The following is a 14,716-nucleotide window of genomic DNA, read 5'->3' on the forward strand; positions in this document are numbered from 1 at the left end:
GCGTATCGAAAGAAGAAGTTGCGACAGCAGCTCCTGTTGGCAACTTCTGGTAAAGGCGCTCTTTCAAGCCGACCACCAGGGTTACGCCACTCGACAAAGGAGCGCTGCACAGGACCCTTCTATGTCGTCGCGTTCGATCTCCTGATCTGTGACGGAAAACACCCGTCTTGCGAGGAAGACCGTCGGCACAATTTGTGAGATTTACGAGACCAATCAGGCCATTTCAGATCCCATAGGTCGGGCCGTCTCAGATCCCGTAAGAAAGTGCAAGGTAAACCACCGGCGCCAAGATCAGCAGAACCGCGATTCCGATAACCACTGCGATTGCCAGGCGCTCTGTTCGCCTGACAAGCTCAGCGACCTTGTCGTCGTCAGCCGATGGTATGAGGTCAAGAACGGAAGAAACTTCCGCAGGACTGTCGTTGTCGTTTGCGGGTCGGGTTGCGCCGTCACGCACTGATCTCTGGACAAAGGTCACTGTCAGCCTCTCTATTGAACGAACACCGCTTGGCGGTGTCACGACGATCGGGTGCCCGCTAACCTCTCAGGAATGGCGGGCACCCGATTGACCACCGATGAAGGGACTCATGCTCGGCAGCCGGGTTCCAATGTATCGGGAGGGCATAGGTTGCCCGCCTTCGGGCCTATGGCTCCGACGTCAGGACTTCAGTCATACCCTGTTCGGACCTTGGTCTGGCAATCGACGAAGCGATGGCCGCCATTTTGTTTCGACGCAGAAAATGCGGGAACATTAGTAGGCTCTTACGAGTTCACTCCCAGCAACTAGTTCGGGAGAGATACGGTGAACAACATAATCTGGCTCATCGGAGCAGTCGTTATCGTGATTGCGATACTGAGCTTCCTGGGCTTCCGATAAACGTGGCAGCTGAATTGCTGTCGGAGCCTATTGCCATCTGCGCCTTGTAGGCATCGCTTTCGCGTTGGCCGGCGCTTTGCATGTGGGCTTTGGCGTTCGCTCTCAGGTGGCGCTTAAATTCCTTCTCTTCGAACCTTACAGAATGCGCGTCGCAAGCAGGTCGCAAGGGCGACGGTCCTGTTGCAACAGTCGGATCGAGGCCATCGCCGACGAAATCAACAAAGCATGCTGCGTCAGCTCGCCTCGCGCATCGCCTCGGCGGCCTGCAGATCGACCGAGACCAGTTGGCTGACGCCCTGCTCGGCCATGGTCACGCCGAACAGGCGGTTCATGCGCGCCATCGTGATCGGGTTGTGGGTGATGATGACGAAGCGCGTCTCGGTGGTCGCGGCCATTTCGTCCATAAGGTTGCAGAAGCGCTCGACATTGTGATCGTCGAGCGGCGCGTCGACTTCGTCGAGCACGCAGATCGGCGCCGGATTGGTCAGGAACACGGCAAATATCAGCGACATCGCCGTCAGTGCCTGCTCGCCGCCGGACAGCAGCGTCATGGTCTGCGGCTTCTTGCCGGGCGGACGTGCCAGGATTTCGAGCCCGGCTTCGAGCGGGTCGTCGGATTCGATCAGCTGCAGTTCGGCCGTGCCGCCACCGAACAGATGCGAGAACAGCCGCTGGAAATGGCCGTTGACCACCTCGAAAGCGGCAAGCAGCCGTTCGCGGCCTTCGCGGTTCAGGCTCTGGATCGCTTGCCTGAGCTTGCGGATCGCCTCGATGATGTCCTCGCGCTCGGAGACGATGGTCTCCAGCCGGTCCGACAATTCCTTCTGCTCTTCCTCGGCGCGCAGATTGACGGCGCCGAGCCGCTCGCGCTCAACCTTCAGCCGGTCGAGCTGGCGCTCGATCTCGGCCATTTCCGGCATCGGGCTGTCGGCTTCCAGGCCAGTATGGCGAATGACCAGATGCGGCGGCGTGTTCAGCGTTTCCTGGATGCGCGCCTCGACCTCGAGCCGGCGCTCATCGGCGGCGGTCAATCGCTCTTCGGCGCGGACGCGGGTTTCGCGGGAATCGGCCAGCGACTGGATGGCCGCAGTGGCGGCCTTGTCCAGCTCGGCCTGCTTGTTCTCGGCCTCCTGCAAACGGTCGGCGGCCGCCTTGCGCAAGGTCTCGGCCTCGGTCAGCTGCGACAGCAGCGCGCGACGCCTGGCGTCGATCTCGTCGGGGGCGTCGGCCAGCGTTTCGCGCTCGGCCTCGGCCTCGGCCCTGCGCTCGCCCAGCGAGGCAATCTGCGGCGAGGCGTTTTCGGCCCGCTGCAACCAGTTGCTGCGCTCGGCGCCGATGGCGTCGAGCCGGCGCGTGCGCGCCTCGGCTTCGCGGCGCAGGCCTTCATGGACGGCGCGCGCGTCGGCCAAGGTTGCGCGGTCCCTGCCGACATTGGCGGCGGATTGTTCAAGCTGCAATTGCAGGTCGCCGAGATCGGGGGCGTCCTGCAGCAGCATTTCGGCCTCGGCGAAGGCGGCGGCCGTTTCTTCATGGCTGTCGACGATTCGTGCGCGCGCCTCGTCCAGGGCGGCGCGGCGGCTTGCCAGCTCGCCACCGGCCTTTTCGGCCTCGGCCAGCGCGCTGCGGGCGGCGTCCAGGCCGTGCTGGGCATCGCGCCCGGCCTGGCGGGCATTGCGTTCGGCCTCACTCGCCTGGCGGAGTGCATGTTCGGCCTGGGCAAGGGCAGCCTCTGCCTCGCGCATGATCTGCGTCGCCTGCACCGCCTCGGCATCGAGCTCGGCCAGCCGGTTCTTCTGCGCCAGCCTTTGCGCGGCCGCGGTCGGTGCATCGGCGCTGGCGGTCAGCCCGTCCCAGCGCCACAGCGCGCCGTCACGGCTGACCAGCCGCTGGCCGGGGGCAAGCAGCGTCTGCAGGCGTTTGCCGTCCGCCGCATCGACGATGCCGATCTGCGCCAACCGGCGGGCAAGCTGCGAAGGCGCGCGCACCACGCTGGCGAGGCTCTTGAGGCCTTCCGGCAAGGCCGCATCGCCTGGTTGAACCTGGCTTTCGCCCCAGTGCACCGGCGCGCTGCGGTCGAGCGGCACGTCGAGATCCTCGCCAAGCGCAGCACCAAGGGCCGTCTCATAGCCGCGTTCGACGCTGAGTTGCTCCAGCACCGACGGGAAAAGATCGCCGCTGGCGGCATTGAGGATCTTGGCCAGCGTGCGGGCTTCGGTCTCGATGCCGGCGAGTTCGGCCCTGGCATCCTGCAGCGGCGGACGGGCGGCACTCTCGGTGGCGCGCGCCTCGGCGACCGCCTGTTCGGCAGCAATGGCGCCGGCCTCGGCCTCCTCCAACCGGGCGAGCGCGTCCTCGACCAGAGCGCGCTTCTCGGCGGGATCGGGCAAGCCCGCAACCTTCGACATAATCTCGGACAATTCGCGGTCGACATCGGCCAGATGGCGGGCAAAGCGATCGCGGCGTTCGGCGTTTTCGCGCAGCGTGCGTTCGATCTGATTGCGCGCGGCGGCGGCCTCGGCGCGTTCGGCGGTTAGCGCAGCGAGCTTGGCTTCGCTCTGCGACAGCGTTGCGCCGGCCTGCTCGAAAGCGGCCCGCGTCGTGGCCTCGCGCTCGGCGGCGCCGGCATTTTCGGAATTGAGCGTGGCTTCTTCCTCGCGCAGGCGCTCAAGAATATCCGCATTGTCGCGCACCATGCGCTCTTCGCGCGCGATGTCGCCGTCGAGCTGCTGCAGCCGGCGCTCGAGTTCGGCCTGGCGGGCGCGGATGCGGCCCGCCTCCTCCTCGATCTGCGCCTTGGCGATCGACAGGCGCTGGAAGGCGGCGGCAGCCGCGGCCTCGGCGTCACGCAGGTCCGGCAGCCGGTGGGCGCCGATGCCTTGCTCCCGGGCGGCAGCCATCTGGGCGGCGGCGCGGTCGCCGACCAGAGCTGTGGCAACCGCCAGCGCCGACCGCGCATCGCCCTCCTGGGTCTTGGCCAGCGTCCAGCGCAGATGCAAGAGCGTGGCTTCCGCCTTGCGGATATCGGCCGACAGGTTCTTGAAGCGCGATGCCTGGCGCGCCTGGCGCTTAAGGCTTTCGATCTGGCTCTCCAGTTCGCCGACGACATCGTCCAGCCGTTCCAGATTCTGTTCGGCCGCCTTCAGCCGAAGCTCGGCCTCGTGACGGCGCGTGTGCAGGCCGGAAATGCCGGCGGCTTCTTCGAGCAGCGCGCGGCGCGCCTGCGGCTTGGCCTGGATCAGTTCGCCGATGCGGCCCTGTCCGACCATGGATGGCGAGCGCGCGCCGGTCGACTGGTCGGCGAACAGAAGCTGCACGTCCTTGGCGCGGGCTTCCTTGCCGTTGATGCGGTAGAGCGAGCCGGCTTCGCGCTCGATTCGGCGCGACACTTGCAATTCATCGGCGTCGTTGAAGGCGGCGGGCGCGGTCCGGTCGCTATTGTCGAGGAACAGCGTGACTTCGGCGGTGTTGCGGGCCGGGCGCGTTCCCGAGCCGGAAAAGATCACGTCGTCCATGCCGGACGCGCGCATGTTCTTGTATGAGCTTTCGCCCATCACCCAGCGCATCGCCTCGACAAGGTTCGACTTGCCGCAGCCATTCGGCCCGACAATGCCGGTCAGGCCGCGTTCGATGACGAACTCGCCGGGTTCGACGAAGGACTTGAAGCCGAGGAGGCGAAGGCGCGAAAACTTCATTCGCGCCTGCCTGGAAGGCACAAAGGTGCGCTGACGCCGAAGCGCAGTCGCTCCGGCGCCGCCTGGACGTCAGAGCAGAGGGTCGATGATGGCCGATATTTCCTCAATCGACATCGCACCTTTGTAGGTTTTCCCGTTGATGAAGAAGGTCGGCGTCGAGTCGACCTTGAATTCATCGGCGCCGCGCTTCTGGACCGATCTCACATCGTCCAGAAGTTTCTGGTCCGTCAAGCAGGCCTCGAAGGACTCCTGTGTAAAACCGGCGAGCTTGGAGATCTGCAGCAGCGCATCCTTGGTATTGTTGACGCCGACCCAGTTGGCCTGCTGCTTGAACAGCACGTCGACCATCGGGAAATAATTGTCCTTCGAACACCGCGCCAGCATGAAACCGGCCTCGGCGCTCGGATCGAACGGGAATTCGCGCAGGATGTAACGCGCCTTGCCGGTGTCGATGTATTTGGTCTTCAACTCAGGGAAGGTGGTCGCGGCGAAATGCGCACAATGCGGGCAGGTCATCGAGGCATATTCGACGATGGTGACCTTGGCGTCATCCTTGCCGAGCTGCTTGTCGGGCAAAGCGCCGGGCTTCAGCAGTTCGGCCATGTCGACATTGCCGGAAGACTCCGGGACCTTGACGGCGGCCGGAGTGGCAGGCGTCGAAGCAGGCGCGGGAGCCGCAGGCTTCACATCCGCTGCTTTGGCATCCTCGCCTGAATCGCTGCATGCGGCGAGCATAGCCACTGCCGGAATGACGGCCAGCGAAGACAGGAGGTTTCTGCGGGACAAGCTACGGTTCATGCGAATCACCTGACTGTGGTTTGATTTTGCAACGCAAAGGCTAGAAAAGGCGAGAGTTGGCGGGAATTAAGGCATCGCCGTCCCCATTCCAATCGCCAAACTCTACATGCAGGATCACGAATGCGCGAGATAGATGACGCGTTCATGACCGACTGATTACCGGTTGATTACCTTGGCCGCTTCCTTTGGCCAAGAATTGTGGCGCCAAGACGCTCCAGCGAGGCGCGCAAGCCTTCATCCTCGATCTTGCCGACGGTATCGGACAATTTGGCCTTTTCGACGGAAGTCAGTGCTCTCGGCGTCGGTTTCGGCCGGGCTTTGTCCCTCAGCACCGGCTTTTGCACGATCCGGATCCTGCCGATCGCGTTGAAGCCGAGAAAGGCATTGACGCGGTTGATGATCTCGCCGGTCTCGTGCTGTAGGTGCAGCGCGGCCATGCCCTCGCAGGCGATGACCAGCACCGCCGGCTCGAACGGATCGTCCTCATGCATGCGGCGCGGCCACTGGATTTTTTCGGGGCGCGAATGGCCGGCGAGCCTGGGGCCGGCGATCTCTTCCCATGACTGCACCAGCCCGATCGAAATGCCGGCCCGCTTGCGCAGCACGGGGTCGAGGATCGCGGTCGCGAGATCGCTCACCGGAACGGGATTGCCGTAAGGCGTTCTCCCTGCCATGTACGTTCTCCAGCCACGCTCCTCACCAGCCTAGAGCCAGCCCGCGATCAATGGCACTGCACGAACAGACCCGCAAGGCCGCATCCGGACCAACTCTATCGGGAGAGATCGCCGCGCGTCTGCTTGCCTGGTACGACGCGCACCATCGCGAACTGCCGTGGCGGATCACGCCGCACGCCGCGGCCGGCGGTGCACGGCCGGACCCCTATCGCATCTGGCTTTCGGAAGTGATGCTGCAGCAGACCACGGTCGAAGCGGTAAAATCCTATTTTCGCGCCTTTGTCGAGAAATGGCCTGATGTGAAGGCGCTGGCGGCTGCGCCGGCCGAGGATGTGATGAAGGCCTGGGCCGGGCTCGGCTATTATTCACGGGCGCGCAACCTCAAGGCCTGCGCCGATCTGGTTGCGAGCCAGGGCGGCCGTTTTCCCGACAACGAAACGGGATTGAGGGAATTGCCGGGGATCGGCGCCTATACGGCGGCGGCGATCGCGGCGATCGCCTTCGACCGTCCGGCGGCGGTCGTCGACGGCAATGTCGAACGTGTCATCTCGCGGCTCTATTCGATCGCAACGCCGCTCAGCGAGGCAAAGCCTGAAATCCGCGCGCTCGTCGAAAGACTGGTTCCGCAGACAAGGCCGGGCGACTTCGCCCAGGCAATGATGGACCTTGGCGCCACGATCTGCACGCCAAGACGGCCGCGCTGCATGCTGTGCCCGGTGCGCGAGGATTGCAGCGCCATCCTGTCCGGCGACCCCGAGCGCTTTCCGGTCCGCCTGCCCAAGGTCGACAAACCACTCAGGCGGGGTGCCGCCTTCGTCGCCGAGCGCGGCGACGGCGCCATCCTGTTGCGCAAGCGGCCTGACAAGGGCCTGCTCGGCGGCATGACCGAGGTGCCGACCACAGGTTGGACAGCGCGGATCGACGGTGCAACCACTTCGGAGGCAGCGCCCTTCCCTGCCGACTGGCGGCGCGCTGGAGAGATCGCGCATGTCTTCACCCATTTCGCGCTCGAGCTCGAAGTCTTTCACGCTCAAGTGAAAAGTGATGCGCCGGAAGGGCATTTCTGGTCGCTGGCCCATGACATTTCCGGAGAAGCGCTGCCGACGGTCATGAAAAAGGTCATCGAAGCAGCGATACCGGGCGCAACCAAAAAACACCGCCCGATTGACTAGCATTCGCTTTGAAAGGCCAGAAATGACTGAAATCCGCCATATCGTGTTCGACATCGGCCGCGTCTTGCTCCACTACGATCCGAACATTCCGTTCAGCCGCCTCATTCCCGATGCCGAAGAGCGCAAGTGGTTCTTCGACAATGTCTGCACGCATGACTGGAACATCGAGCAGGACCGTGGCCGGACGTGGGAAGAGGCGGAAGCGCTGCTGATCGCGGATTACCCGGATCACGCTGAAAACATTCGCAATTTCCGACGCTATTGGAACGACATGGTGCCGCATGCCTATGAGGACAGCGTCGCCATCATGCTCGGCCTGATCGAGAGCGGCCACGACGTGACCATGCTGACGAACTTCGCCGCCGACACACTTGCCGAGGCACGACTGCGCTTCGATTTCCTTAGCCGCCCGCGCGGCGTGACCGTGTCGGCCGATATCCGTGAGATCAAGCCCGACCGCGCCATCTACGACCATCACGTCGCCGCGTTCGGTCTCGAACCGTCAGCCACGCTGTTCATCGACGACAGCCCCAGAAATATCGATGGCGCCAGGGTGGCCGGCTGGAATGCTGTGCTGTTCACAGATGCAAAAACGCTCAAGGCGGACCTTGAGCGGTATGGCATCGCGGTATGAGCCGCGCAGAGGCCGGAAGGTAGCGCTCTACGACTTTACACCCTGAGATCAAGCCCCTGCCCGCTCCATGCCGAGCCTGGCGATGCGGCGCAGTTCGTCGATCGGGGTCAGGCCGCCCGAGCGCTCATAGTGCCAGAAGGTCCAGCCGTTGCAGGCGTCCAGGCCCTGCACTTCGGCGCCGATCTTGTGGATCGAGCCGGCGCTGTCGCCGATCGCCACCGTGCCGTCGGCGCGTACCTTGGCCGACCAGCGCTTCTTGGCATCGTAAAGCGTAGCGCCGGGCTGCATAAGCCCGGTATCGATGAGGCTGACAAAGGCGACGCGCGGCTCGGCGCGCTTGCCGGTGAGCACGGCGAGATCGGCGCTTTCCAGCGGCCGCACCGCATCGATGCGCTCGTTGGCGGCGTCGATATAGGCCTGTTCGCGCTCGATGCCGACGAAGTGACGGCCAAGCCGCTTGGCCACGGCGCCGGTGGTGCCGGAGCCGAAAAACGGGTCGAGCACGATGTCGCCCGGCTTGGTTGAGGCCATCATGATGCGGGCGAGCAGCGCTTCCGGCTTCTGCGTCGGATGCAGCTTGTCGCCATTGTCGTTCTTCAGCCGCTCGCCGCCAGTGCAGATCGGGAACAGCCAGTCGGAGCGCATCTGGATGTCGTCGTTCGATGCCTTCATGGCTTCGTAATTGAAGGTATAGCCCTTGCCCTTCTGGTCGCGCGAGGCCCAGATCATGGTCTCATGCGCGTTCTGGAAGCGGCGGCCGCGGAAGTTCGGCATTGGGTTGGTCTTGCGCCAGACGACATCGTTGAGGATCCAGAAGCCGAGATCCTGCATCTTGGCGCCGACGCGGAAGATGTTGTGGTAGGAGCCGATGACCCAGATGGTGCCATTGGGCTTCAGCACGCGGCGTGCCGCCAGGAGCCAGGCGCGGGTGAAGGCGTCATAGGCCTCGAAACTCTCGAACTGGTCCCAATCATCGTCGACGGCGTCAACCTTGGACTGGTCGGGCCGGTGCAAATCGCCGTCGAGCTGCAGATTGTAAGGCGGATCGGCGAAGATGACGTCGATGGATTTTTCCGGCAGCCGGTCGAGCGCGGCGACACAATCGCCCTTGAGGATCGTGTCCAGCCACTCGGATTGCTGGGGGGCGTGGGAGAGGTCGGCGAGAAGACGCACGGCAGACATTTTTACACCCAAGGCACGCGTTACTGTTTACTCCCCGTTATGGTTACCGATCAGCGTAAATATTCGGTGAAGGACGCAACGGTCCAGGCAGCCCTGACGTCGTCAATTTGCGCAGCCCGGCCCGTTGGTGTATGTCGCGCCGCTTGAGCCTTGCCGGGCCTCCATCACCCTCCCTCGTTCGGATTGCCATGCCCCAGCCAGATCTTGTCATCTTCGATTGCGACGGCGTGCTCGTCGATTCCGAAATCATCGCAGCCCGCGTCGAGGCCGAATTGCTGACCTTGGCCGGATATGAAATCTCGGCTGAGGAATACGCCGAAACCTATGCCGGACTGACCTTCAAGGACATCATGATGCGGGTCGAGGCGAAGTCCGCGATCCCGTTCCAGGCCTCGATGATCGACCGCGCCGAAGAGCTGGTCGACCGCAAACTGCGCAGCGACGTGCGCGCCATCGACGGCGTGCGCGAGGCGGTCGCGGCGGTGACCGCGCCGCGCTGCGTCTGCTCGAACTCACGCTCCGAGCGGATCGAGTTCATGCTGGAGAAAGTGGGCCTGCTGCCGTTCTTCGCCGGCCGGATTTTTTCAGCGCTGGAAATACCAAGCAAGAAAACCAAGCCCGCGCCGGATGTGTTCCTGATCGCGGCGGAGCAACTCAACGCCAATCCGGCAAACACCTTCGTCATCGAGGATTCGGTGCACGGCGTCACCGGCGCCAGGGCCGCCGGCATGCGCGTGATCGGCTTCACCGGCGCCGCGCACAGCTATCCCGGCCATGCCGATGTGCTGACCGAAGCCGGAGCCGAAACCGTCATCCGCCGCTGGGCCGAACTGAAAAGTGTGATTGCCGCTCTGTCGGAGTGGTCGGACGCCTGAACCGATCAGTCCTTGGCTTTGGCCGACCTGGCCGGTTTCTTCTTAGCCCTGTTGTAGGCAATCGCGGCGCGGACGAGCGCTTTCAGCGCATCCGCATCGATCACGTCGCCCTCCGACACATCGATGGCGCGCCACACCTTGCCGTTGAGCCCGTTGTTGAACAGCCTGTCGGGATCCGACAGGCTGGCGCCGTGAGAAAAGGTCAGCTTCACCTTGTCCTTGTGAGCGTTGCCGACGGCGATCATGCCGTCGCGTGACCATACCGGGCTGCCCATCCACTTCCACTCCTCGATGATTTCCGGGTCGGCGTCGAGGATGGTCTTGCGCAGGCTGGCCAACGTCTTGCCCCGCCAATCGTCCAGCTCCCGGATTCGGGCATCTATCCGCTCGGAGGCAGAGGCGCCTCCCTCATCCTTGCTCGATATGCTGATCTTCATGGTCTGCCTCCGTTCACATCTTCTCGCCGGGCAATCGGCTGGCCTGCTTCACCCAGGAGGCGAAGCGGGCTTCGTCGATCTCTTCGCCTTCATGGATGTCGAGATAGCGCACTTCCTTTTGCCTGGAACCGCCGGGAGGCACAGGATCGAGCGACGTGCCGCGAAAGTAGGCGACTTTGACGTATCTGGTGAAGCAATGCAGGCTGAGGAACCAACCCTCGCCCTCGATGCCATAGAACGGTGAGTTCCACTTCACCGCCTTGCAGACGCCGGGGACGGCGCTGACGATAAGTGCGTCGATCCAGCGCCCGACATCGCTTTTCCAGCCCGGCATGGCAGCAATATATGCCTGCACCGGAGCGTCCCCATAGGCCTTCGGGATCTGCGGGTTGCCGCCCGAAAGCAGGACCGGCTTTTCCGGCTTGTCTGGGGCCGGTTTTGCGACCTTCGATTTTCCCGGCGCCTTGGCCATGTCCTACCCTTGCGCGCCCTGCTCGCCACGCGATCTCGCGACGTAAGGCAGCACGAACATGTAGAGGCCGCTGAACAGCAGCAGGAATAGCGGCAGCAGCGGCGAATAGACCACCCAGGCCGGAGGTTGCCCGAACGCCATGGTGATGAAATTGGCTGCCACGGTCAGCGTGAAGATGATCGACAGCCAACGATGGGTTTGACGTATCCATTTGCTCAAGTTCATTGCAACTTCCTCTTGAAACCAGCGCCTACCAACGCGCCAGTTGGGTGATCTGGATGAGATTGCCGCAGCTGTCGTTGAGCTGGGCGATAGTCGAGCCGGTCACTTCTGTCGGCGCCATGGCGAACGCACCGCCGCGTCCCTTGATGCGCTCGTAATCACCCTTGACGTCGTCGGTGAACAGCATGAGCGCGGGCTGCCCCTGCTTGAAGATGGCCTGCTGGTAGGCCTTGGCGGCCGGGTTGTCGTTGAGCGCCAGCTGTAGCTCGGCTCCATCGGGCTCATCGGGTGAGATGACGGTCAGCCAACGAAAAGGCCCATTGCTGAAGTCGGCCTTCACGGCAAAGCCCAGCACGTCGGTGTAGAAGCGCAGTGCGTTGTCCTGGTTGTCCACATAGACGCTGGTCAGCTTGATCTTCATCGATTTACTCCTTTTTGCATTCGGTGCCCCGCGATCAGGGCATGGTACCGGCAGGCTTCAATCCGGCTTCGCCAGGACCTGCTCCAGCTTGGTGAGGAATTGCTGCCACCCGGCCCTGGCGCCGCCATAGGCCTGCTTCTGGCTCGGATGGAAGCCCGACTGCTCGACGCGCAGATGGGTTCCCGAGCTCGTGGGTGTGAGCGTGAACGTCACCACGCTCGTCAGATTGTAGGCGGCATCCTCATGCGCAAAATCCCAGCTGTAGGACAGCGTCCTGTTTTGCTCGATGGCCAGCACCTCGCAGTCGAGCACGCCGCCCCAGTCGCCGCGAAGATTGAAGCTGTGGCCGACGACAGGCTTGAAATCGTTCTTCATGAGCCATTCCTCAATCAGATGCGGCTGCGTCAACGCGCGCCAGATCTTCTCCGCCGGCCAGGATATTTCACGTTCGACGACGACGGTGCGCAGCTCGAGATTGCTCACTGGTCCATCCTTTTCAGCAGGCTCTCGAGATCATCGAAGCGGCTCTCCCAGAATCCAGTCATTTGAACTGTCCAGTCGGTCAGCGGGCCAAGTGCCTCGGGCTGCGCGCTGTAGTGGGTCTGGCGTCCGGCGTGGCGGTCACGCACCAGGCCGGCCAGCTTCAGGACGCCGAGATGCTTCGACACCGCCGGTTGCGAGACCCCGGACTGCGCCGTCAGCGCCCCCACGGTCTGCTCACCTTGGCGGCACAAGCGCTCGAAGATGGCCCGCCGGGTCGGGTCGGCAAGCGTTCTGAACAAAGTATCGTGGGCGTCCGGCATCGGGATCAATAACCTGCGAGCTATTGGTTGACGTATAACCGCCGGGATATGGATGAGTCAAGTGCGCTGGCGGAATGGATCGAGATTAAAGCGCAGACGCGACCTGCCGCAGGCGCACGCCTGCAGGATTACGATCGGATCGTTTGGATCTTTCAAAGAGTTGACCGGCACCGTCGCAGCAGCGACGGCGCCCAGGCGCTTAGTTCGTCGCGGGAGCGCGCTTCTTTTTCTTGCCGGACTTCTTGTCCGCCGCCGCCGGCGCGGTGTCGTCATAGCCGGCATAGACAGTGTAATCCCGGGCGGAGGGTTCGGGCACGACGACGTTGGGATCGGTGAACACGAACTGGGTGGCGGTCGAGGGATCGCTGACCTGGATCTGATAGGGGTGGATCTGCGAATAAAGTACGTCGGGGCCGTGCATGACGGCAATGCGGATCGGCATGGTGATGGTGCCGGGGGCGAACAGCGGTCCCGGCACGATCTTGCCGGCAACGCCAACCTTCATCGTCAACTGGCCGTTGGCACGGCTGCAATCGCGGCTCACATCGCTGATCGAGGCCTGGTAGATGATCTTGGCCGGATCCTTGTTCGGATCGACGATGGAGCCGTCAGGCGCCGTCTGCGCGGCGGCAGCGGCCTCGGCATCCTGTGTTGCATCAGCCTTTTTCTTTTTCGGCTGCGGCGCGCCCTTGGCGTAGGTATTGAAGTATGCGGTGCCGTCACGCACCGTCACTTTCGGGCAGTAGGCCTGCAACTGGCTGGCGAGAACCTTGGGATCCTGAGGCGGTATTGGCGCATTCGGGTCGGTCTTCTTGCCGAAACCGAGATTGAGGATGCCATTGTCGCTCGATTGGCAACCGGCGGCGGCAAGCATAAAGCCGGTTAGCGCCAGACCCGCGACAAAGCGACGGTTGAACTTATGAAACGCCATGAAACTGCACTTCCCTCTCGCAAAGTTGGTGACGTATAGCAACGCCACGGCAAAAATGCGACTGAGGCGGCTCGGAAAATTAACCAATTGCCGTGGATGAAACCGGCGGCAGCAATGGACCTTTGACGATGCGCTATGTGAGTACCCGCGGGGATGCGCCCGTGCTTGGATTTGCCGATGCGGTGCTGGCGGGGCTGGCCCGCGACGGCGGGCTTTATGTGCCGCAGACATGGCCGCAGTTTTCGGCAGCCGAGATCCGCGCCATGCGCGGCCTGCCCTATGCGGACCTCGCCATCCGCGTGCTGACGCCCTTCCTCGGCGGCGAGATCGCCGCACCCGTCTTCGAGCGCCTGGTGCGAGAAGCCTATGCCAACTTCCGCCACCGGGCCGTCTGCCCGCTGGTGCAGACCGGCGCCAACACGTTCATCCTCGAGCTCTTCCACGGTCCGACGCTGGCCTTCAAGGACGTTGCCATGCAGCTGCTTGCCCGGCTGATGGACCATGTACTGACTGAGCGTGGCCAGCGCGCCACCATCGTCGGCGCGACCTCGGGTGACACTGGCGGCGCCGCCATCGATGCCTTCGCCGGCCGCGACCGAACTGACATTTTCGTGATGTTCCCGCATGGCCGCGTCTCGCCGGTGCAGCAGCGGCAGATGACGACATCGACTGCCGCCAACGTCAAGGCGCTGGCGATCGAAGGCAATTTCGACGATTGCCAGGGCCTGCTGAAGGATATGTTCAACGATCATCGTTTTCGTGATCGCGTGTCGCTGTCGGGCGTCAATTCGATCAACTGGGCCCGCATCATGGCCCAGATCGTCTATTATTTTTCCTCGGCGCTTTCGCTCGGCGCGCCGGACAGGCCGGTCTCCTTTACCGTGCCGACCGGCAATTTCGGCGATATTTTCGCCGGTTACGCCGCTAAGAAGATGGGCCTGCCGATCGAGCGGCTGATCGTCGCCACCAACGACAACGACATATTGGCGCGCACTTTCGCGACCGGTGAATACCGCACCAAGGGTGTGTTTGCGACGACGTCGCCATCGATGGACATCCAGGTATCGTCGAACTTCGAGCGACTGCTGTTCGAGGCCTGCGACCGTAACGCAGAGACGGTGCGGCGTTACATGGCCGGCCTCAAGCAATCCGGCGCCTTCACCATCGAAACCGCGGAAATCGACCGGATGCGGTCCGAATTCGACGCCGGACGCGCTGATATGGACGAGGTTGCCGCCACCATCCGTTCAACGCTCGAATCCAGCAATTATCTGCTCGATCCGCACACGGCCGCGGCCGTGCATGTCGCCGCCGGCAAGGCTGACGGTGCAGTGCCGATGGTGGTGCTGGGCACGGCGCACCCGGCCAAGTTCCCGGCCGCGGTCGAAGCCGCCTGCGGCGTGTCGCCGGCCCTGCCCGCATGGCTGGGGTCCTTGATGTCAGCCGACGAAAAGTACACGGTACTTCCATCCGACCTGAAAATGGTGGAAGATTACGTGAGCCGCCACTCAAGGGCAGCGCGTTAG

General features: G+C 63.3%; 15 protein-coding genes. 4 read left to right on the forward strand and 11 right to left on the reverse strand.

Annotated features, from left to right (window positions below; genetic code table 11):
- Positions 1-1,110: 1,110 nt before the first annotated feature.
- From smc to NKH22_RS14565, 3 genes are all read right to left on the reverse strand, one after another.
- Positions 1,111-4,569: a chromosome segregation protein SMC gene (smc, locus tag NKH22_RS14555; RefSeq protein WP_352909943.1), complete on the reverse strand. Its 3,459-nt coding sequence runs from the start codon at positions 4,567-4,569 to the stop codon at positions 1,111-1,113.
- A gap of 69 nt (positions 4,570-4,638) precedes the next feature.
- Positions 4,639-5,367, reverse strand: a complete 729-nt coding sequence (locus NKH22_RS14560; RefSeq protein WP_023692056.1) for a DsbA family protein — start codon at positions 5,365-5,367, stop codon at positions 4,639-4,641.
- A gap of 167 nt (positions 5,368-5,534) precedes the next feature.
- Positions 5,535-6,041: a DUF721 domain-containing protein gene (locus tag NKH22_RS14565; RefSeq protein ID WP_023687168.1), complete on the reverse strand. Its 507-nt coding sequence runs from the start codon at positions 6,039-6,041 to the stop codon at positions 5,535-5,537.
- Positions 6,042-6,091: 50 nt separating this feature from the next.
- On the opposite strand from NKH22_RS14565, the gene mutY reads away from it, so the two are divergent.
- Complete coding sequence (gene mutY / locus NKH22_RS14570) at positions 6,092-7,213, forward strand: A/G-specific adenine glycosylase (protein ID WP_023692057.1); 1,122 nt, start codon at positions 6,092-6,094, stop codon at positions 7,211-7,213.
- Between the two features lie 22 nt (positions 7,214-7,235).
- Complete coding sequence (locus tag NKH22_RS14575; RefSeq protein WP_023692058.1) at positions 7,236-7,847, forward strand: HAD family hydrolase; 612 nt, start codon at positions 7,236-7,238, stop codon at positions 7,845-7,847.
- Positions 7,848-7,895: 48 nt separating this feature from the next.
- Here NKH22_RS14575 and NKH22_RS14580 read toward each other — a convergent pair whose 3' ends face one another.
- Positions 7,896-9,029, reverse strand: a complete 1,134-nt coding sequence (locus NKH22_RS14580; protein WP_023687165.1) for a site-specific DNA-methyltransferase — start codon at positions 9,027-9,029, stop codon at positions 7,896-7,898.
- Between the two features lie 188 nt (positions 9,030-9,217).
- On the opposite strand from NKH22_RS14580, the gene NKH22_RS14585 reads away from it, so the two are divergent.
- Positions 9,218-9,904: an HAD family hydrolase gene (locus NKH22_RS14585; RefSeq protein WP_352789216.1), complete on the forward strand. Its 687-nt coding sequence runs from the start codon at positions 9,218-9,220 to the stop codon at positions 9,902-9,904.
- A 5-nt stretch (positions 9,905-9,909) separates the two neighbouring features.
- On the opposite strand, the gene NKH22_RS14590 is transcribed toward NKH22_RS14585, so the two are convergent.
- The 7 genes from NKH22_RS14590 to NKH22_RS14620 form a co-directional block, all read right to left on the reverse strand.
- Positions 9,910-10,341 (reverse strand): DUF1801 domain-containing protein, encoded by a 432-nt coding sequence (locus tag NKH22_RS14590; protein WP_023807490.1) that lies wholly within the window; start codon positions 10,339-10,341, stop codon positions 9,910-9,912.
- Positions 10,342-10,354: 13 nt separating this feature from the next.
- Positions 10,355-10,813, reverse strand: a complete 459-nt coding sequence (locus NKH22_RS14595) for a DUF1801 domain-containing protein (protein ID WP_023692060.1) — start codon at positions 10,811-10,813, stop codon at positions 10,355-10,357.
- Positions 10,814-10,816: 3 nt separating this feature from the next.
- Positions 10,817-11,038 carry a hypothetical protein gene (locus tag NKH22_RS14600; protein WP_023668396.1) on the reverse strand — a complete coding sequence of 74 codons (222 nt, stop codon included), beginning with the start codon at positions 11,036-11,038 and terminating at the stop codon, positions 10,817-10,819.
- A gap of 25 nt (positions 11,039-11,063) precedes the next feature.
- A complete protein-coding gene (locus NKH22_RS14605) occupies positions 11,064-11,456 on the reverse strand; it encodes a VOC family protein (protein WP_023692061.1) in 393 nt (130 codons plus the stop codon).
- A gap of 57 nt (positions 11,457-11,513) precedes the next feature.
- On the reverse strand, positions 11,514-11,939 hold the full coding sequence (locus tag NKH22_RS14610; protein ID WP_023692062.1) for an SRPBCC family protein: 426 nt from the start codon (positions 11,937-11,939) through the stop codon (positions 11,514-11,516).
- The gene (locus NKH22_RS14615) at positions 11,936-12,259 is read right to left on the reverse strand and encodes an ArsR/SmtB family transcription factor (RefSeq protein ID WP_023692063.1); all 324 of its coding nucleotides are present in this window, start codon (positions 12,257-12,259) and stop codon (positions 11,936-11,938) included. Before NKH22_RS14615 ends, NKH22_RS14610 begins: the two co-directional genes overlap by 4 nt.
- A 199-nt stretch (positions 12,260-12,458) precedes the next feature.
- Positions 12,459-13,190, reverse strand: coding sequence for a hypothetical protein (locus NKH22_RS14620; RefSeq protein ID WP_023692064.1), 732 nt, complete (start codon positions 13,188-13,190; stop codon positions 12,459-12,461).
- A gap of 128 nt (positions 13,191-13,318) precedes the next feature.
- On the opposite strand from NKH22_RS14620, the gene thrC reads away from it, so the two are divergent.
- Positions 13,319-14,716 carry a threonine synthase gene (thrC, locus tag NKH22_RS14625; RefSeq protein WP_023821037.1) on the forward strand — a complete coding sequence of 466 codons (1,398 nt, stop codon included), beginning with the start codon at positions 13,319-13,321 and terminating at the stop codon, positions 14,714-14,716.

The sequence above is a fragment of the Mesorhizobium sp. M1252 genome (genome assembly GCF_040318265.1).
Lineage (GTDB): Bacteria > Pseudomonadota > Alphaproteobacteria > Rhizobiales > Rhizobiaceae > Mesorhizobium.